15 protein-coding genes, 2 tRNA genes and 1 pseudogene are annotated in these 19,521 nt (G+C 63.1%); 17 read left to right on the top strand and 1 reads right to left on the bottom strand.

From position 1 onward, the window contains the following. The 11 genes from AC2VLV_RS12355 to AC2VLV_RS12405 all read left to right on the top strand — a co-directional run. Window positions 1–96 (top strand): EF-Tu C-terminal domain-related protein (locus AC2VLV_RS12355; RefSeq protein ID WP_078453405.1); only part of this gene is annotated, 96 nt, incomplete at its 5' end. A 140-nt stretch (window positions 97–236) separates the two neighbouring features. Beyond that, a tRNA-Trp gene (locus tag AC2VLV_RS12360) sits at window positions 237–312 on the top strand. Window positions 313–350: 38 nt separating this feature from the next. Beyond that, window positions 351–734, top strand: coding sequence for a preprotein translocase subunit SecE (gene secE / locus AC2VLV_RS12365; RefSeq protein ID WP_486990273.1), 384 nt, complete (start codon window positions 351–353; stop codon window positions 732–734). Window positions 735–744: 10 nt separating this feature from the next. Next, complete coding sequence (nusG, locus tag AC2VLV_RS12370; protein WP_013124519.1) at window positions 745–1,308, top strand: transcription termination/antitermination protein NusG; 564 nt, start codon at window positions 745–747, stop codon at window positions 1,306–1,308. A gap of 150 nt (window positions 1,309–1,458) precedes the next feature. After that, a complete protein-coding gene (gene rplK, locus AC2VLV_RS12375; RefSeq protein ID WP_013107509.1) occupies window positions 1,459–1,890 on the top strand; it encodes a 50S ribosomal protein L11 in 432 nt (143 codons plus the stop codon). Beyond that, complete coding sequence (gene rplA / locus AC2VLV_RS12380) at window positions 1,891–2,601, top strand: 50S ribosomal protein L1 (protein ID WP_486990274.1); 711 nt, start codon at window positions 1,891–1,893, stop codon at window positions 2,599–2,601. It begins immediately after the preceding gene. A gap of 289 nt (window positions 2,602–2,890) precedes the next feature. After that, the gene (gene rplJ / locus AC2VLV_RS12385) at window positions 2,891–3,388 is read left to right on the top strand and encodes a 50S ribosomal protein L10 (protein ID WP_486990283.1); all 498 of its coding nucleotides are present in this window, start codon (window positions 2,891–2,893) and stop codon (window positions 3,386–3,388) included. Window positions 3,389–3,442: 54 nt separating this feature from the next. Continuing rightward, window positions 3,443–3,820 (top strand): 50S ribosomal protein L7/L12, encoded by a 378-nt coding sequence (rplL, locus tag AC2VLV_RS12390; RefSeq protein WP_486990275.1) that lies wholly within the window; start codon window positions 3,443–3,445, stop codon window positions 3,818–3,820. Between the two features lie 153 nt (window positions 3,821–3,973). Next, window positions 3,974–8,077, top strand: coding sequence for a DNA-directed RNA polymerase subunit beta (gene rpoB / locus AC2VLV_RS12395; RefSeq protein WP_486990276.1), 4,104 nt, complete (start codon window positions 3,974–3,976; stop codon window positions 8,075–8,077). Between the two features lie 64 nt (window positions 8,078–8,141). Beyond that, complete coding sequence (rpoC, locus tag AC2VLV_RS12400; protein ID WP_486990277.1) at window positions 8,142–12,362, top strand: DNA-directed RNA polymerase subunit beta'; 4,221 nt, start codon at window positions 8,142–8,144, stop codon at window positions 12,360–12,362. Between the two features lie 88 nt (window positions 12,363–12,450). Then, window positions 12,451–12,527: transfer RNA gene (locus AC2VLV_RS12405), tRNA-Met, on the top strand. Between the two features lie 275 nt (window positions 12,528–12,802). Here AC2VLV_RS12405 and AC2VLV_RS12410 read toward each other — a convergent pair. Then, a pseudogene (locus AC2VLV_RS12410) lies at window positions 12,803–13,282 on the bottom strand (IS110 family transposase); the annotation flags it as partial. Between the two features lie 380 nt (window positions 13,283–13,662). Between AC2VLV_RS12410 and AC2VLV_RS12415 the strand changes: the two are divergent. The 6 genes from AC2VLV_RS12415 to AC2VLV_RS12440 all read left to right on the top strand — a co-directional run. Beyond that, a complete protein-coding gene (locus AC2VLV_RS12415; RefSeq protein ID WP_486990278.1) occupies window positions 13,663–14,034 on the top strand; it encodes a DUF488 domain-containing protein in 372 nt (123 codons plus the stop codon). Next, the gene (locus tag AC2VLV_RS12420; protein ID WP_486990279.1) at window positions 14,018–15,013 is read left to right on the top strand and encodes a DNA-3-methyladenine glycosylase 2; all 996 of its coding nucleotides are present in this window, start codon (window positions 14,018–14,020) and stop codon (window positions 15,011–15,013) included. The genes AC2VLV_RS12415 and AC2VLV_RS12420 overlap by 17 nt, the downstream gene beginning before the upstream one ends. Further along, complete coding sequence (locus tag AC2VLV_RS12425) at window positions 15,010–16,551, top strand: FAD-dependent oxidoreductase (protein ID WP_486990280.1); 1,542 nt, start codon at window positions 15,010–15,012, stop codon at window positions 16,549–16,551. Before AC2VLV_RS12420 ends, AC2VLV_RS12425 begins: the two co-directional genes overlap by 4 nt. A gap of 278 nt (window positions 16,552–16,829) precedes the next feature. Then, the gene (locus AC2VLV_RS12430) at window positions 16,830–17,501 is read left to right on the top strand and encodes a class II aldolase/adducin family protein (RefSeq protein WP_486990281.1); all 672 of its coding nucleotides are present in this window, start codon (window positions 16,830–16,832) and stop codon (window positions 17,499–17,501) included. A gap of 32 nt (window positions 17,502–17,533) precedes the next feature. Next, the gene (sufB, locus tag AC2VLV_RS12435) at window positions 17,534–18,979 is read left to right on the top strand and encodes a Fe-S cluster assembly protein SufB (RefSeq protein WP_486990282.1); all 1,446 of its coding nucleotides are present in this window, start codon (window positions 17,534–17,536) and stop codon (window positions 18,977–18,979) included. A gap of 63 nt (window positions 18,980–19,042) precedes the next feature. Beyond that, on the top strand, window positions 19,043–19,521 hold a 479-nt coding region (locus tag AC2VLV_RS12440), incomplete at its 3' end, for an ATP-binding cassette domain-containing protein (protein WP_486990284.1).

Consider the following 19,521-nt stretch of genomic DNA (forward strand, 5'->3'; position numbering starts at 1 on the left):
ATCGCCCCGATCGCGATGGAAGAAGGTCTGCGCTTCGCCATCCGTGAAGGCGGTCGTACCGTCGGCGCCGGGGTTGTGGCCAAGATCATCGAGTAAAGGAAGCGAGTGCATTCCCGGCTGGTCCAGGGTGCCCTCGGAAAAGGTTATAGGGGCGTGTTCTGCGGGGCGCGCCCGGATCTGTTTGAATTGCGGCCGTTGCCTGTTTCGCAGACAACGGCCTTGGTGCTAGAAGATACAGGGGCATAGCTCAATTGGCAGAGCGTCGGTCTCCAAAACCGAAGGTTGGGGGTTCGATTCCCTCTGCCCCTGCCACTCCGACCTGATTCGGGGTTGAACGCGCGTAAATCCATATGGCGAATCCGTCTGTCGAAACCGTCTCCACTGGGGCGGACAAAGCTAAGTTGGGGGCGGCGGCGGTATTGCTGCTCGCCGCGCTGGGCCTGTTTTATGGCCTGGGCGGGCAGCCCATGTGGGTGCGCGTCGTCACGCTCTTGGTATTGCTGGCGGGCGCGGTTGTGGTGTTTTTCCTCTCCGAGCCGGGGCGCGCGCTCATTGCCTACGGGCAGGATGCGGTGCGCGAAACCAAGAAAGTGGTTTGGCCGACGCGTAAAGAAGCCATACAAATGACGGCCATCGTGTTCGGCTTTGTGATTTTGATGGCTATTTTTCTCTGGCTGACCGATAAAACGCTGGAATATGTGCTCTACGACCTGATCCTTGGTTGGAAGCGCTAGGAGCATGAGTATGGCTGAAGCACAAACGATGGCGGCGCAGGCTGGCAAGCAGTGGTATGTCGTCCATGCGTATTCTGGCATGGAGAAGGCGGTGCAGCGCAACCTTGCCGAGCGCATCGAGCGCGCGGGGATGCAAACCAAATTCGGGCGCATTCTGGTGCCGACGGAAGAAGTCGTCGAAATCAAGAATGGCCATAAAAGTATTACCGAACGTCGCTTTTTCCCGGGCTATGTGCTGGTGGAAATGGAAATGGACGACGCGACCTGGCATTTGGTCAAGCACACCAGCAAGGTGACCGGTTTCGTGGGCGGCGCCAAAAATCGCCCCGTGCCGATCAGCGAGGCGGATGTCAACAAGATCATGAGTCAGATGCAGGAGGGGGCGGACAAGCCGCGCCCCAAGGTGCAGTTCGAAGTGGGCGAAATGGTCCGCATCAAGGAAGGCCCGTTCACCGACTTCAACGGCAATGTGGAAGAGGTGAACTACGAAAAGTCGCGGCTTCGCGTCTCGGTCACCATTTTTGGTCGCGCCACGCCGGTGGAATTGGAGTTTCAGCAGATCGAGCGGCTTTGACCGCTTGTTGATCTGCGTGGTTGCCTGCGTGCAACCGCAAACGGTTTGATTGCTGCCGCCCATCCCGCCCGGGTTGCAGTGTGAGTCGTAAAGGGCGGGTTTCGGGGAGCCTTGTGAAAACAAAGGCGCTCGTACCCATTCGGAGTCATTATGGCAAAGAAAATTGTCGGCTTCATCAAGCTGCAAGTGCCAGCTGGTAAAGCCAATCCCTCGCCGCCGATCGGCCCGGCGCTCGGTCAGCGCGGCCTCAACATCATGGAGTTTTGCAAGGCGTTCAACGCGCAGACTCAAGGTGTGGAGCCGGGCCTCGCGCTGCCGGTGGTCATCACCGCCTTCGCGGACAAATCGTTCACCTTCATCATCAAGACGCCGCCCGCCGGTGTGTTGATCAAGAAGGCGATCAAGCTCGACAAGGGCTCGGCCAAGCCGCATACCGACAAGGTCGGCAAGATCACTCGCGCCCAGCTCGAGGAGATCGCCAATACCAAGATGAAAGATCTGACGGCTGCCGATCTCGATGCGGCCGTTCGCACTATCGCGGGCACGGCCCGTTCGATGGGCGTTACTGTGGAGGGCGTGTAAATGGCCAAGATGCCCAAACGTTATGCCGCCTTGCGCGCCAAGGTCGATTCCAACAAGCTGTACGCGCTCGATGATGCGCTGGTGCTGATCAAGGAATGTGCGGTCGCCAAGTTCGACGAATCCATCGACGTGGCCGTGAGCCTCGGCGTGGATACGCGCAAGTCTGACCAGGTCGTGCGTGGTTCAGTCGTGCTGCCCGCGGGCACCGGCAAGGTCAAGCGCGTGGCCGTGTTCGCGCAGGGGGCCAAGGCCGAAGAGGCCAAGGCTGCGGGAGCCGATGTCGTTGGCTTCGAAGATCTGGCGGAGCAGGTCAAGGCCGGCAACCTCAATTTCGACATCGTCATCGCCTCACCCGACGCGATGCGCGTAGTCGGTGCGCTGGGTCAGATTCTCGGCCCACGCGGCATGATGCCCAACCCCAAGGTTGGCACTGTGACGCCGGACGTCGCGGGTGCGGTGAAAAACGCCAAAGCCGGTCAGGTGCAGTTCCGTGCCGACAAGGCCGGCATCGTGCATGGCACGATCGGCCGCGCCTCGTTTGGCCCCGATGCGCTCCGCCGCAATCTGGCCGCGCTGATCGAAGCGCTGCAGAAGGCGCGTCCGCAAGCCGCCAAGGGCATCTACCTGAAAAAGGTGGCGGTTTCGTCCACCATGGGCATCGGCGTGCGCGTCGATACCGCCACGGTGAACGCCGCGGTCGCAGGGCAGTAAATGTTTGAAGCAGGCCCGGCCGGTTGAAATGATCGTCCGGGACTGAGCAGTAATTGGTGGGCCGATGCGGCGGTGTTCATGCCGCCTCGGGCGATCCAAGACCGCAGGCGCGAGACGGCAGTCCCGCTTAATTCGGCGTCATACCTGCGACGTCGGGCCTGCGCAGATGGCGAACCCGCTGGACGAGAGAATGGGCAAGGTGCGAACCTTGCCTGTAGTCACTCCAGAGGACGCTTGTTTAGGCGCTTTGAGCCGATTGGGTTCAAGGCAATTTCTTCAGGAGTCAATCTTGAGTCTTAACCGCTCTGAAAAGCAAGCTTCAGTCGAGGAAATCTCGGCGCTGGCAGCCAAGGCGCAATCCCTGGTTCTGGCCGAGTATCGCGGCATTGCAGTCGAGCAGATGACCAAGCTGCGTAAGCAGGCTCGCGAAAACGGGGTGCATCTCCAGGTGTTCAAGAACACCCTGGCCAAGCGCGCCGTTTCGGGAACCTCATGCGAAGTTCTCGCCGGTGAAATGGCTGGCCCGCTGATCTACGGATTTTCCGAAGACGCAGTGGCCGCCGCCCGGGTCATCAACGACTTTGCCAAAACCAATGACAAGCTGGTCATTCGCTCGGGTGTTGTCAACGGCAAGGCGCTCGACGCCGCCGGGGTCAAGACCCTTGCCAGCATTCCGTCGCGCGAAGTGCTGCTGGCGCGTCTGCTGGGTGTCATGCAGGCTCCCGTGTCCGGCTTTGCCGTGGCGCTGGGCCAGTTGGCGAAAAAACGCGAAACCGAAGCAGCCTGATCGGGCTGAAGCTTTCAACATTCTCTTTTCAAACATTTATCTCGGAGTCAACAAATGGCAATGAATCAACAAGAAATCCTCGACGCAGTCGGCGGCATGACCGTGATGGAACTCAACGACCTGGTCAAGGCGTTCGAAGAAAAATTCGGTGTGTCCGCTGCCGCGATGGCCGTGGCCGCTCCTGGCGCGGGCGGCGGTGCTGCTGCTGCCGTGGAAGAGCAGACCGAATTCAACGTGATCCTGACGGAAGTCGGCGCGAACAAGGTCAGCGTCATTAAGGCCGTGCGCGAACTGACGGGTCTGGGCCTGAAAGAAGCCAAGGATCTGGTGGACGGCGCGCCCAAGGCTGTCAAGGAAGCCGTGGCCAAGGCCGATGCCGAAGCTGCGATGAAGAAGCTGGAAGAAGCCGGCGCCAAGGCTGAAATCAAGTAAGTCTTCGGTTTTGCGTGGGCCCGGAAGGTCAATTGGCCTTCCGGGCTTTCGCGCCTTCTGCCGGTTCAGGCCGGCAGCTTGGTTACCACATGGCCTGGGGTGAGCCCGGGTTATGCGATAACTGATTTTGTCCCTGTGGAGCGGAGCGTATCCATGTCCTACTCGTTCACTGAGAAAAAGCGCATTCGGAAAAGTTTTGGCAGCCGCCAAAGTGTTCTGGATGTCCCCTATCTGCTGGCTACGCAGATCAACTCCTACGAGGCCTTTTTGCAAAAAGACCTTCCCTTGCCACAGCGCAAGGACGAAGGGCTGGAAGCGGCGTTCCGCGCCATTTTCCCCATCGTGTCGCACAACCAGTATGTGCGCATGGAATACAACGGCTACACCCTGGCGCGCCCGGTCTTCGACGTGCGCGAATGCCAGCAGCGCGGCCTGACCTTTGCGTCGGCGCTGCGGGCCAAGGTGCGCCTGATCGTGATGGACCGCGAAGCGGCCAAGCCCACGGTCAAGGAGGTGAAGGAGCAGGAGGTCTATATGGGCGAGATTCCGCTCATGACCGACAAGGGCTCGTTCATCATCAACGGCACCGAGCGGGTGATCGTCAGCCAGCTGCACCGCTCGCCCGGCGTGTTCTTCGAGCACGACAAGGGCAAGACTCACAGCTCGGGCAAGCTGCTGTTCAGCGCCCGCATCATTCCTTACCGCGGCTCCTGGCTCGACTTCGAATTCGACGCCAAGGACATTCTGTATTTCCGCGTCGACCGTCGCCGCAAGATGCCGGTCACCATTCTGCTCAAGGCCCTGGGCCTGAACCCCGAGCAGATCCTGGCGCACTTCTTTGCCTTCGATCACATGCAGTTGATGGACGATGGCGCTTTGCTCGAATTCGTGCCCGACCATTTCAAGGGTGAAGTAGCCCGCTTTGACCTGATCGACCAGAACGGCAAGGTCGTCGTCGCCAAGGACAAGCGCATCAACACCCGGCATCTGCGCGAGCTGGAGCAGGGCGGCACGCAACGTCTGTCGGTTCCGGAAGACTTTCTGCTGGGCAAGGTGCTGGCGCGCAATCTGGTGTCGCAGGACACGGGCGAGATCGTGGCCCGCGCCAACGAGGAGCTCACCGAGGTGCTGCTGAAGAAGATCCGCGAAGCCGGCATTCAGCAGATTCAAACCCTCTACGTCAACGACCTCGACCAGGGCGCCTTCATCTCGCAAACCCTGCGCATCGATGAAGTGGCCGATCAGCTCGGCGCCAAGGTGGCGATCTACCGCATGATGCGCCCCGGCGAGCCGCCGACCGAAGACGCCGTCGAGGCCTTGTTCAACCGCCTGTTCTTCGACGCTGACGCCTACGACCTGTCGCGCGTCGGCCGCATGAAGTTCAACCGCCGCCTCGGTCGTGAAGAGATCGAAGGCGAGATGGTGCTGTCGCATGAAGACATCATGGCGGTCATCAAGCTGCTGGTCGAGTTGCGCAACGGCCGTGGCGAAGTCGACGACATCGACCACCTCGGTAACCGTCGGGTGCGCTGCGTGGGCGAGCTGGCCGAGAACCAGTTCCGCGCCGGTCTGTCGCGCATCGAGCGCGCGGTGAAGGAACGTCTGGGCCAGGCCGAGACAGAAAACCTGATGCCGCACGACTTCATCAACTCCAAGCCCATCTCGGCGGCGATCAAGGAGTTTTTCGGTTCGAGCCAGCTGTCGCAGTTCATGGACCAGACCAACCCGCTGTCGGAGATCACCCACAAGCGCCGCGTCTCGGCCCTGGGCCCGGGCGGTCTGACGCGCGAGCGCGCTGGTTTTGAAGTGCGCGACGTGCACCCGACGCATTACGGCCGCGTCTGCCCGATCGAAACGCCGGAAGGCCCGAACATCGGCCTGATCAACTCGCTCGCGCTGTTTGCGCGCCTGAACGAATACGGCTTCATCGAGACGCCGTATCGCCGCGTGATCGACCGCAAGGTGACCGACCAGATCGATTACCTCTCGGCCATCGAGGAAGGCAAGTACGTCATCGCCCAGGCCAACGCCGGCATGGACGAGAACGGCCTGCTCAACGACGAGTTGGTGTCGGCCCGCGAAACCGGCGAATCCATCCTGGTGTCGCCCGAGCGGGTGCAGTACATGGACGTGTCGCCCAGCCAGATCGTGTCGGCCGCGGCCTCGCTCGTGCCCTTCCTGGAGCACGACGACGCCAACCGCGCGCTGATGGGCGCCAACATGCAGCGTCAGGCCGTGCCGGTGCTGCGTCCTGAAAAGCCGCTGGTGGGCACCGGCGTCGAGCGCGTGACCGCGGTCGACTCGGGCACCGTGGTCACCGCCTTGCGCGGCGGCGTGGTGGACTATGTGGACAGCGCCCGTATCGTGGTGCGCGTCTTTGATGCCGAAACCCAGGCGGGTGAAGTCGGCGTGGACATCTACAACCTCATCAAGTACCAGCGTTCCAACCAGAACACCAACATCCACCAGCGTCCCCTGGTCAAGCGCGGCGACAAGCTCGCCAAGGGCGATGTGGTGGCCGACGGCGCCTCAACCGACATCGGCGAACTGGCGCTCGGCCAGAACATGCTGGTGGCCTTCATGCCGTGGAACGGCTACAACTACGAAGACTCGATCCTGCTGTCCGAGCGCGTGGTGGCCGAAGATCGCTTCACCTCGATCCACATCGAAGAGCTGAACGTGCCGGCCCGCGACACCAAGCTGGGCTCCGAAGAAATCACCCGCGACATTCCCAACCTGTCCGAGCACCAACTGGCGCGCCTGGACGAGTCGGGCATCATTTACGTGGGCGCCGAAGTGGAAGCGGGCGACGTGCTCGTGGGCAAGGTCACGCCCAAGGGCGAGACCCAGCTCACGCCTGAAGAAAAGCTGCTGCGCGCCATCTTCGGCGAGAAGGCTTCCGACGTGAAGGACACCTCGCTGCGCGTGCCCTCGGGCATGTACGGCACCGTCATTGACGTTCAGGTGTTCACCCGCGAAGGCATCCCCCGCGACAAACGCGCGCAGCAGATCATCGACGATGAGCTTAAGCGCTACCGTCTCGATCTGAATGACCAGATGCGTATCGTCGAAGGCGACACCTTCGACCGTCTGGGCAAGCTGCTCAGCGGCAAGACCGCCAATGGCGGCCCGAACAAGCTGGCCAAGGGCGCAACCATCACCGCCGACTACCTGGGCGAGACCGACCGCTACAACTGGTTCGACATCCGCCCGGCGGATGAAGCTTTGGCGCAGCAGATGGAACAGCTCAAGGACTCGCTGGAGAAGCGCCGCCACGCGTTCGACCTGATGTTCGAAGAGAAGCGCCGCAAGCTCACGCAGGGCGACGAGCTGCCCACCGGCGTGCTCAAGATGGTCAAGGTTTACCTGGCCGTCAAGCGCCGCCTGCAGCCGGGCGACAAGATGGCCGGCCGTCACGGCAACAAGGGTGTGGTGTCCAAGATCGTTCCGGTCGAAGACATGCCGCACATGCCTGATGGCACCACGGTGGACATCGTGCTCAACCCGCTGGGCGTGCCCTCGCGGATGAACATCGGGCAGATTCTCGAAACCCACCTGGGCTGGGCCTCGATCGGCATCGGCAAACGCGTCAATGACATGCTGCAGTCGCATGCCAAGGCGGCCGAGCTGCGCAAATTCATGGGCACGCTGTACAACTTCAGCGGCAAACAGGAAGCGCTTGACCAGCTCAGCGACGCAGAAGTGCTCGAACTCGCCAGCAACCTCAAGGCCGGCCTGCCCATCGCCAGCCCGGTGTTCGACGGCGCCAGCGAAGCCGAAATCGGCCAGATGCTCGACCTCGCCTATCCCGACGACATTGCCGAGAAGCTGCAGCTCACCGCGGCGAAAAAGCAGGTCATGCTGACCGATGGCCGCACCGGCGAATTGTTCGAACGTCCGGTGACCGTGGGCATCATGCACGTGCTCAAGCTGCATCACCTGGTCGATGACAAGATGCACGCCCGCTCCACCGGCCCGTACTCGCTGGTCACGCAGCAGCCGCTGGGCGGCAAGGCGCAGTTCGGCGGCCAGCGTTTCGGCGAGATGGAAGTCTGGGCGCTCGAAGCCTACGGCGCCTCGTATGTGCTGCAGGAAATGCTCACCGTCAAGTCCGACGATACGCAGGGCCGCACCAAGATGTACGAAAGCATCGTCAAGGGCGACCACATCATCGAAGCCGGAATGCCCGAGTCGTTCAACGTGCTGATCAAGGAAATCCGTTCCCTGGGTCTGGACATCGAACTCGAACGCAATTGAGATTTATGCCGCGCCCGGCGTGCGCCAAACGCACGCTGGGTTTCGCATCTGAAGGAGTGAAAGCATGAAAGCGCTACTCGACCTGTTCAAGCAGTTTCATCAGGATGAGCATTTCGACGCCATCCGCATCGGCCTGGCGTCGCCGGAAAAAATCCGGTCCTGGTCGTTCGGTGAGGTGAAGAAGCCCGAGACCATCAATTACCGCACGTTCAAGCCCGAGCGCGACGGCCTGTTCTGCGCCAAGATTTTCGGCCCGATCAAAGACTACGAATGCCTGTGCGGCAAGTACAAGCGCCTGAAGCACCGCGGCGTGATCTGCGAGAAGTGCGGCGTTGAAGTCACCCAGAGCAAGGTGCGCCGCGAGCGCATGGGCCATATCGACATGGCCAGCCCGGTGGCGCACATCTGGTTCCTCAAGAGCCTGCCGTCCCGCCTGGGCATCGTGCTCGACATGCCGCTGCGCGACATCGAGCGCGTGCTGTATTTCGAAGCCTATGTGGTCACCGACCCTGGCATGACGCCGCTCAAGGCCGGCCAGGTGCTGTCCGAAGACGAGTTCGCCGCCAAGCGCACCGAGTTTGGCGAAGAGTTCGTCGCGTTCATGGGCGCCGAGGGGGTGCACGCCCTGCTGCACAACATGGATCTCGATCTGGAGATCGAGAAGCTGCGCGGCGACATGACCGGCTCCGACACCAAGGTCAAGAAGAACGTCAAGCGCCTCAAAGTGATGCAGGCGTTCAAAGATTCCGGCACCAAGCCCGAGTGGATGGTCATGACGGTGCTGCCGGTGCTGCCGCCCGATCTGCGTCCGCTCGTTCCCCTGGACGGCGGCCGCTTTGCGACCTCCGACCTCAACGATCTGTACCGCCGCGTCATCAACCGCAACAACCGCCTGCGCCGTCTGCTGGAGCTGTCCGCGCCTGAAATCATCGTGCGCAACGAAAAGCGCATGCTGCAGGAAGCGGTCGATTCGCTGATGGACAACGGCCGCCGCGGCAAGGCGATGGTGGGGCAGAACAAGCGCCCGCTCAAGTCGCTGGCCGACATGATCAAGGGCAAGAGCGGTCGCTTCCGTCAGAACTTGCTGGGCAAGCGCGTCGACTACTCGGGCCGTTCGGTCATCACCGTGGGCCCGACGCTCAAGCTGCATCAGTGCGGTCTGCCCAAGCTGATGGCGCTGGAACTGTTCAAGCCCTTCATCTTCCACAAGCTCGAAACCATGGGCGTGGCCACCACCATCAAGGCGGCCAAGAAGGAAGTCGAATCGCAGACCCCGATCGTCTGGGACATTCTCGAAGACGTGATCCGCGAGCATCCCGTGATGCTCAACCGCGCGCCAACGCTGCACCGCCTGGGCATTCAGGCCTTCGAGCCCATGCTGATCGAGGGCAAGGCCATCCAGCTGCACCCGCTGGTCTGCGCCGCGTTCAACGCCGACTTCGACGGCGACCAGATGGCCGTGCACGTGCCGCTGTCGCTCGAGGCGCAGGTGGAGGCGCGCGCGCTGATGCTGGCTTCGAACAACATCCTGTTCCCGGCCAACGGCGAGCCGTCCATCGTGCCGTCGCAGGACATGGTGCTGGGCCTGTACTACGCCACCCGCGAGCGCATCAATGGCCGCGGTGAGGGCATCGTGTTCGCCGACGTGGCCGAAGTGCACCGCGCGCTCGACGCCAAGCAGGTTGAAATCACCAGCCGTGTCAGCGTGCGTCTGACCGAGTACGAAAAAGACAAGGCCACGGGCAGCTTCACCCCCAAGACCGCCGTGGTGGAAACCACCGTGGGTCGCGCGATGCTGTCGGAAATTCTGCCCAAGGGTCTGCCGTTCAGCGTGATGAACAAGGCGCTGAAGAAGAAGGAAATCTCGCGCCTGATCAATGCGTCGTTCCGCCGCTGCGGCCTGCGCGAAACCGCGATCTTCGCCGACAAGCTGCTGCAGTCCGGCTTCTCGCTGGCGACCAAGGCCGGTATCTCGATCAGCATCGACGACATGCTGATTCCAGAAGAGAAGTACACGGTCATTGCCCGCGCCGAAAAGGAAGTCAAGGAGATCGAGCAGCAGTACTCCTCCGGTCTGGTGACGCAAGGCGAGCGCTACAACAAGGTGGTGGACATCTGGGGCCGCGCTGGCGACGAAGTCGGCAAGGCGCTGATGAATCACCTCTCCAACCAGACGGTCAAGGATCGTCATGGCAAGGACGTGCGTCAGGAGTCGTTCAATTCCATCTACATGATGGCCGACTCGGGCGCCCGTGGTTCCGCCGCGCAGATCCGTCAGCTCGCTGGCATGCGTGGCCTGATGGCCAAGCCCGACGGCTCCATCATCGAGACCCCCATCACGGCGAACTTCCGTGAAGGCCTGAACGTGCTGCAGTACTTCATCTCCACGCACGGCGCGCGTAAGGGCCTGGCCGACACGGCGCTGAAGACCGCGAACTCCGGCTACCTCACCCGCCGTCTGGTGGACGTGACGCAGGATCTGGTGGTCACCGAGCACGATTGCGGCACGGCCAACGGCACCAATATGCGCGCGCTGGTCGAAGGCGGCGAAGTCATCGAATCGCTGCGCGACCGCGTGCTCGGTCGCGTGGCCGCTGTCGACGTGATCAATCCCGAGACGCAAGACGTCATCGTGCCCGCGGGCGAGATGCTCGACGAGGACATGCTCGACCTCGTTGAGGCCGCCGGCATCGACGAAATCAAGGTGCGCACCGCGCTGACCTGCGAAACCCGCTACGGCATCTGCGCCAAGTGCTACGGCCGCGATCTCGGCCGCGGCACGCTGGTGACCAATGGCGAAGCGGTTGGCGTGATCGCCGCGCAGTCAATCGGCGAGCCCGGCACCCAGCTGACCATGCGGACCTTCCACATCGGCGGCGCGGCGTCGCGTGCGGCAGTGGTTTCCAGTGTGGAAGCCAAGAGTGCGGGCACGGTGCGCTTCACTGCCACCATGCGCTACGTCACCAACACCAAGGGCGAGCAAGTGGTCATCACCCGCTCGGGCGAAGTGCTGGTCACCGACGACCACGGCCGCGAGCGCGAGCGCCACAAGGTGCCTTACGGCGCCACTCTGTTCGTCAAGGACGGCATGGTCATCAAGGCCGGCACTCTGGTGGCCAACTGGGATCCGCTGACCCGTCCCATCATCACCGAGTACGCGGGACAGACCAAGTTCGAGAACGTCGAAGAAGGCGTGACCGTGGCCAAGCAGGTCGACGAAGTCACCGGCCTGTCTACCCTGGTGGTCATCGACCCGAAACGCCGCGGCTCTGCCAAGGTGGTGCGTCCGCAAGTCAAGCTGCTCAACGAGCAGGGCCAAGAGGTCAAGATTCCCGGCACCGATCACGCCGTGACCATCGGCTTCACCGTGGGGGCGCTGATTCAGGTGCGAGACGGTCAGGACGTGGGCCCCGGCGAGGTGCTGGCGCGCATCCCGATGGAAGGCCAGAAGACCCGCGACATCACCGGCGGTCTGCCGCGCGTAGCCGAGTTGTTCGAGGCACGCTCGCCCAAGGACGCCGGCATGCTGGCCGAAACCACCGGCACCGTCTCCTTCGGCAAGGAAACCAAAGGTAAGGTCCGCCTGGTCATCACCGACCTGGACGGCAACTCCAATGAGTTCCTGATCCCGAAGGAAAAGAACGTGCTGGTGCACGAAGGCCAGGTCGTCAACAAGGGCGAGCTGATCGTCGACGGCCCCGCCGAGCCGCAGGACATCCTGCGCCTGCTGGGCGTCGAGGCCTTGGCGCGCTACATCGTTGACGAAGTGCAGGACGTCTACCGTCTGCAGGGTGTGAAAATCAACGACAAGCACATCGAGGTCATCGTTCGCCAGATGCTGCGCCGGGTGGAAATCAAAGATGCCGGCGACACCGACTACATCGCGGGCGAACAGGCCGAGCGTTCCCAGGTTCTGGCGCGCAACGACCAGCTCCTGCGCGATGGCAAGATGCCCGCCACCTTCAACAACCTGCTGCTGGGCATCACCAAGGCCAGCCTGTCCACCGACAGCTTCATCTCCGCCGCGTCCTTCCAGGAAACCACGCGCGTGCTGACCGAAGCCGCCATCATGGGCAAGCGCGACGCATTGCGTGGCTTGAAGGAAAACGTCATCGTCGGCCGCCTGATTCCCGCAGGCACTGGCTTGGCCTTCCATCAAGCGCGCAAGGCGAAGGATGCGATGGACCAGGCCGACCGCGCAGCCCAGGCTGCTGCTGAACTGCAGGCGCTCGAAGACAGCACCCTGCACTCTGCAGAATCCGATAACGCCTCGGATCAAACCTGATCGCAAGGCGCCCCATCGCCAGATAAGACTTAGGCGAAAGAGCGCCTTGCGTAAAGGGTGGTTTTCAAGTATGATTCAATGCTTCCGGCGCGGGGTGGAGCAGCTCGGTAGCTCGTCGGGCTCATAACCCGAAGGTCACAGGTTCAAATCCTGTCCCCGCAACCAAAATTTATTCAATGAAGCCAAGGACTTAGCGGTTCTTGGCTTTTTTGTTGCCTACGGCATTTTGGGCACGGTGCCCAATCCGTGCCCATCTCGTGCCCAAAGCAAAGCGACTTGCACGCGCGTTATGACCTTCGGTCAACATGAGCCTCCCTGAATTGGGCACGGAGTTTCGAACTGGATGGCATGAAATACATGCGCCGATCGATCAAGCCCGCCCCCTACTTTAGTTGTGATGCCGGTGGCGATCCGAGGCGCTCTAAAACTCGGGGCGGTTCAAGTTTGAGGTTGGCGTCCTCGAGCACCTTCTGAATGCGCAGTGAATGTTGCGCAACTTCCCGCACGAGTTGCTTGCGGGTGCGGGTGCGGGTGAGGTCGCGTAGTTCCTGGATCTGGCGCGGCGGCACGAAGCTGGGTCGGATCAACCCATGGGCGAGCAGTTCGGCGATCCAGGTCGCATCGTTGACGTCGGTCTTGCGGCCGGGCACGTTACGGATGTGCTGCGGGTTGGCCAGCACGAGTTCGAACTCGTCTTCCAGCACATGCCAGACCGGCTTCCAGTAGACGCCCGTGGCTTCCATCGCTACGGCGGTGCAACCGTGCTCGGCCAGCCAGTCCGACAACGCCAGAAGCTCGCTGGTGGTGCTGCCGAAGCTGCGCACCTCGCGGTGTTGCGGCGCCGTGACGCAGCGCACACAGGCGACGATGACGTCCTTGTGTACATCCAGTCCGGCGCAGCGGGGATAAAGGACTTTCATGACAACCTCCTTGCGGTTGATCGACGCCGCAGGCAGTCCTCGTCATGGAACTCTACTGAGCGTGCTCCGGAGCGCGTCGCGCTCGTCGTCACATTACGGGGTGCTCGCAGGACTGCGGGTCCAACTCCTAGACGGGTTCGCGGCACCAAACCTAGGCCGACCTCGTCAGCAGCGCCAAGGTCAAGGTTACAACCGACCGCCGCCAGCCGTCGACAACCCCACTCGCTTCATCCTACGGGGTCGGGCCTGCCCGATGGACAACTCCTAGATCGACCCGGCGACACTTCTGCTCGGACACAAGGGAGCCATGCAATGCCGAGTTACTCCCGCCCGCGTCAGGGCTATTCGTCCATGCTAATCTGACTCAGAAAGTGAACGTCATGCCCGTCCAATCCATTCGAATCAAACGCGTCTATGCCGATCCTGCTCCCGAGGACGGATTTCGGGTTCTGGTCGATGGGCTGTGGCCGCGCGGTCTCACCAAGGAGCGAGCCGCGGTGGATCACTGGCAGCGCGAACTGGCGCCAAGCGGCGCGCTGCGCCAATGGTTCGGCCACGATCCGTCCAAGTGGGACGAATTCCAGCGCCGTTACTTTGCCGAACTGGACGCCATGCCGGAAACCGTGGCTGGATTGCGTGCCGAGCTTAAAGCGCATCCGCAGGCCACTCTTCTGTATGCGGCCAAGGACGAAGCGCACAACAATGCCGTGGCCTTGCGAGCCTATCTTGAGCGACATGCCCATTCGGCTTGAACCGCGCGGACCGTTTCGCCTGGATTTGACCGTCTGGGCGCTGCACCGCCAACCCGGCAACCGCATCGACCTCTGGGATGGGCAGACCTACCGTCGCTGCCTGGTGATCGGTGATTCCGTGCTGCTGGTCGAAGTCCGCCAGGAAGGTGAGGACGACGCGCCGCGGCTCGCAGTGCGGCTGCAAGGCGCGGGCAGCGACCGGCCGGGGGTACGCGCGGCGGCGGCCGCGCAGCTCGTGCGCATCCTGGGGCTGGATGTCGATTTGAGCGGCTTTTACGCCCGCGCCGCGCGAGATCCGCTGCTGGCTCCTCTGGCGCGGCGTTACCGTGGGCTCAAACCCCCGCGTTTTCCCAGCTTGTTCGAGGCGCTGGCCAACGCCATCGCCTGCCAGCAGGTGAGCCTCGCCGCTGGCATCGCCTTGCTCGGACGGCTCGCCCAGGCCTTCGGTGCCGCGCCTGCCCAGGCGCCGACGCTGCATGCGTTTGCGCAGCCTGCGGCGCTGCGCGCAATCGACCCGGCTGCGCTGCATGCCCTGGGATGGAGCCGCCAGAAGGCCCAGTATTTGCTCGACGTCGCGGCGCGGCTGGACGCCGGTGAGTTGCCTGAGGCGCAGCTCGAACAGGCCGGCGACGCCGAACTGCTGCGCCAGCTTTGCACCCTGCGCGGCATCAAACGCTGGAGTTCGCAATACGTGGCGCTGCGCGGCATGGGTCGGCTCGGCGTGTTTCCCGTCGACGATGTCGGCGCGCACAAGCATCTGACTGCCTGGCTCGATCTTCCGGCACGGCTCGATGCCGCATCGACCGAGGCGCTGGTCTCCCGCTGGCAGCCCGACGCCGGACTGGTGTATTTCCACCTGCTGCTGCGGCGTCTGGAGGCGCAAGGCCAAATCCGCGCAGGCGATGTGACATCTGCCGCGCAGCCGTTCGAGGAGCCGCTCGCCAGTTCTGACTCTCGCAACCCGGAGGTGATGCCATGAGCGAATCATTGGAGAAAAACGGCCCGGATCTGCGCCGCGGCGTGGCGCTCGGCGCGCTGCGCGAAGACCAGCCGCTGCTCGGCCATGTCGACGACGAAGCGGTGCTGCTGGTGCGCCGAGGAGCCGAGATCCACGCGGTTTCCGCCACCTGCACCCATTATGGCGGCCCGCTGGCCGAGGGATTGGTGGTTGGCGACGCCATCCGCTGCCCCTGGCATCACGCCTGCTTTTCGCTGCGCAGCGGCGCGGTCCTCGGGCCGCCGGGGCTGAATCCGCTGCGTTGCTGGCAGGTGGACGTCCAAGGGGGGCTGGTGCGGGTGGGTGATGCGCGGCCAGCGCCTGCTGTCGGCAATCCTCCACGTCAGCCGCAGGCGGTGCTGATCGTCGGCGCCGGAGCCGCCGGCGAGGCAGCCGCCACCGAACTGCGCACTTGCGGCTATGACGGGCCCATCACCTTGCTCGTCGGTGAAGCCGACACGCCGATCGACCGGCCCAATCTGTCCAAGGACTACCTGGCGGGCAAGGCGCCCGCGGACTGGCTGCCGCTGCGCGGCGCCGACTACTGGCGCGAACGCGACATCACCTTGGTCAACGCCCGAGCGCTGTCGCTGGATCGCCACGCGCGCCGCGTGCGGTGTGACAACGGCCGGGATTTGGCTTACGACGCGCTGCTGCTGGCCACCGGGGCGCAGCCGATCCGATTGCCCATTCCCGGCGCCGATCTGCCGCAGGTCCACACCCTGCGCACGCGCGCCGATGCCGAGGCGATCCTGGCCGCGCTGGCGCGAGGCGCGCGCCGCGCCGTGGTGATCGGGGCGAGCTTTATCGGGCTGGAGGCCGCCGCTTCGTTACGGGCGCACGGCATTGAAGTCCACGTCGTCGCGCCCGAGGCGCATCCGCTGGAGCGGGTGTTCGGTCTGCGCCTGGCCGGGTTTGTCCGCAGCTTGCATGAAGCGCTAGGCAGCGTGTTCCACCTCGGGCACAGGCCCGCGTTGATCGACGCGCATGGGGTGACCCTCGACAACGGCGAGGCCCTGCCCGCCGATCTGGTCATCATGGGCGTGGGAGTGCGGCCTGATACTGCGCTCGCCGCGCAGGCTGGATTGCGCGTGGACAATGGCATCGTCATCGATGCGGGGCTGGCTGCCGACGCAGGCATCTGGGCGGCGGGCGATGTGGCGAACTGGCCCGATGCACGCAGCGGCGCGCGTCTGCGCATCGAGCATTGGACGGTGGCGCAGGCGCAGGGCAAGACCGCCGCGCGCAATATGCTCGGGTTTGCCGAAGTCTTCACCGCCGTTCCTTTTTTTTGGAGCCAGCACGGCGACGTGACCCTTTCTTACGTGGGCCACGCCGCGCAATGGGACGCCATCGAGGAAGAGGGCGACCCCGTCAGCGGCAGCTACCTTGCCCGCTACCTGCTGGGCGGCCGCGTGCAGGCCGTGGTCAGCATCGGCCGCGACCTCGACAGCCTACGGGCCGAACTCGCGATGCAGAACGATTCCCCCACTCAACCGCATCTCCCGGCTCCCGCCTGAAGCCGAGGAAACGCGCCTCCACGCCTGCGCTGCGCCCCCCGCTTGGCAGGCGACATCACGAGGAAGTATGCGCAGCACGCGCCGATCTTGCGTCGGTCTGCGGCGCACGCCTCTTCGGCATTCCATCATTTGCGGCAGGGATAACAGAAGCGCCTAGTCAGGGAATGACATAAGTGGTAAATTGAAAACCACAATAAATCGGGCCGTGAGACGGCTCGCAGTGAGGCGGCACGCATTCGTTGCCGATCCGGATTGACCCACTTCATCTCAAGACCGCCATGACCATTCTCCATTCCGATCCTATCCAAATCGCCGCAGGCCGCGATGCCCGCCTTGACCAAGCCTGCGAAGTCATGCACGCCGCCTATGCACGGGGCTGGATCACGCATCGCGACGGCAACATCTCGGTGCGTGCCGAAGACGGTGATGGCCTGTGGATTTCGCAAAGCGGCGTGGTGAAGGCGCGCTTGCGGCCCGAGCAGATGCTGCGCGTCAGCGCCGAGCAGCTCGCCAATGGGCCCGTTCCCCAAGGGGCGTCGGGTGAATACGCCCTGCATCGCTTGCTGCAGGCAAGGCTCCATGCCGGGTATGACACGGTGCTGCACCTGCACCCCACACATATCGTGGCGGCCATGTACGCCGGTCATGATCTGCGCGAGTTATGCGAGACGTTTCCGGAAGTCACGCGCTACAGCAGGGTGGGCAAGAACGTGGGCGCGCTGCCCGCCACCAGCGAAGAGCTTGCCGCGGCGTGCGTCGAAGCCTTTGAGCCGCAGTTCGGACCCATGCCGCACATCGTCGGCCTGGATCGGCATGGCGTGGTGGCCATCGGTCGCTCGCCCTGGGATGCCTTCGAGCATGTGGAGCGTCTGGAGCATGTCTGCCAGATGGTTCTGGCTTCGGGCGTGAGACGCGCCGTCATCGCCCGCACGTCGACGCAAGCTGTCTGAACGCTGCGCAAGCCCAGCCAAGGAGAGACCGCATGAGCCAGAGCAATCCCTCACTGGTCGAATTTCTCGAACGCGATTATGCCGCTGGCTTCATCTCGCCGATCGAGTCCGACCTTGCCCCGAAAGGCCTGAACGAAGACATCATCCGGCTGATTTCGAACAAAAAGAACGAACCGGATTTCCTGCTCGACTGGCGCCTGAAGGCTTATCGGCACTGGCTGAACATGACCGAGCCGACCTGGGCCAAGATCCACCATCCGCCGATCGATTACCAGGCCATTCACTACTACGCCGCACCCAGGCGCGCCACCTCGCCCAGGGGCATCGACGAGGTCGACCCGGAGTTGCTGCGCGTCTATGAAAAACTCGGCATCCCGCTGCACGAACGCGCCGCACTGGCTGGGGTGGCGGTGGATGCGGTGTTCGATTCGGTGTCGGTGGCCACCACTTTCAAAGACAAGCTGGCGCAGCACGGCATCATTTTTTGTTCATTTTCCGATGCGGTGCAAAACCACCCTGAACTGGTGCAGCAATACCTCGGGACGGTGGTGCCGCCGGGAGACAATTTTTTCGCCGCGCTCAACGCCGCGGTGTTCACCGATGGCAGCTTCGTCTACATCCCCAAGGGCGTGCGCTGCCCGATGGAGCTGTCCACCTACTTCCGCATCAACGCCAAGGACAGCGGCCAGTTCGAGCGCACGCTGATCATCGCCGACGAGGGCGCGCAGGTCTCGTACCTGGAAGGCTGCACCGCGCCACGACGGGATGAAAACCAGCTTCATGCCGCCGTGGTGGAAATCATCGCCCTCGACGATGCGCGGGTGAAGTACTCGACGGTGCAGAACTGGTACCCCGGCGACAAGGACGGCAAGGGCGGCATCTACAACTTCGTCACCAAGCGCGGCGAATGCCGCGGCGCCCGCTCGCACATTTCCTGGACACAAGTGGAAACCGGCTCGGCGATCACCTGGAAGTATCCGAGCGTGCTGCTGCGCGGCGACGATTCGGTCGGCGAGTTCTATTCGGTGGCGCTGACCAACCATTTCCAGCAGGCCGACACAGGCACCAAGATGATCCACATCGGCCGCAACACCCGAAGCACCATCGTCTCCAAAGGCATTTCTGCAGGACGGGGCAGCAACACCTACCGCGGCCTGGTCAAGGTGCTGCCCAAGGCCGAAGGGGCGCGCAACTACACGCAGTGCGACTCGCTGTTGATCGGCGACCGCTGCGGCGCGCACACCTTTCCCTACATCGAAGTGCGCAACCCCAGCGCGCAGGTCGAGCACGAGGCGACGACCTCGCGCGTCGGCGAAGACCAGCTTTTTTACTGTATGCAGCGCGGCATTTCCGCGGAGGACGCGGTGGCGCTGATCGTCGGCGGCTTCGCCCGGGAAGTGGTCAAACAACTGCCGATGGAATTCGCCGTCGAGGCTCAGAAGCTGCTGGGCGTGAGCCTCGAAGGCAGCGTGGGCTGAAACGCCAAAGAGGAAATGAAAATGCAAATGCCAGCCAAGCTTCAACCGCAAGCGACGCAGCCGCTGTTGCAAATCCGTGGCCTGCAGGCCGAAATCGACGGCAAACGGGTGCTCAATGGCATCGATCTCGACATCGCCCCCGGCGAGGTCGCCGTCATCATGGGGCCCAACGGATCGGGCAAGACCACGCTGGCGCAAGTGCTCGCCGGGCGCGATCTCTGCCGCGTCAGCGGCGGCACGGTGCGCTTCGACGGCCAGGATCTGCTGGCGCTGCCGCCGCAGGAGCGCGCGCTTGCCGGGCTGTTCCTCGCGTTTCAGTACCCGGTGGAGATTCCCGGCCTGTCCAACGTCTACCTGCTCAAGGCCGCGCTCAACGCGCAGCGCAAACACCGCGGTCTGCCCGAGCTGGACGCGATGGAATTCCTGCAACAGGTCAAAGCGCTGATGCGTGAACTCGGCATGGACGAGAAGTTCCTGCAGCGCGGGGTCAACGAAGGTTTTTCCGGCGGCGAGAAAAAGCGCAACGACATGCTGCAAATGGC

The organism is Thiomonas sp. TH-17 (assembly GCF_057473305.1).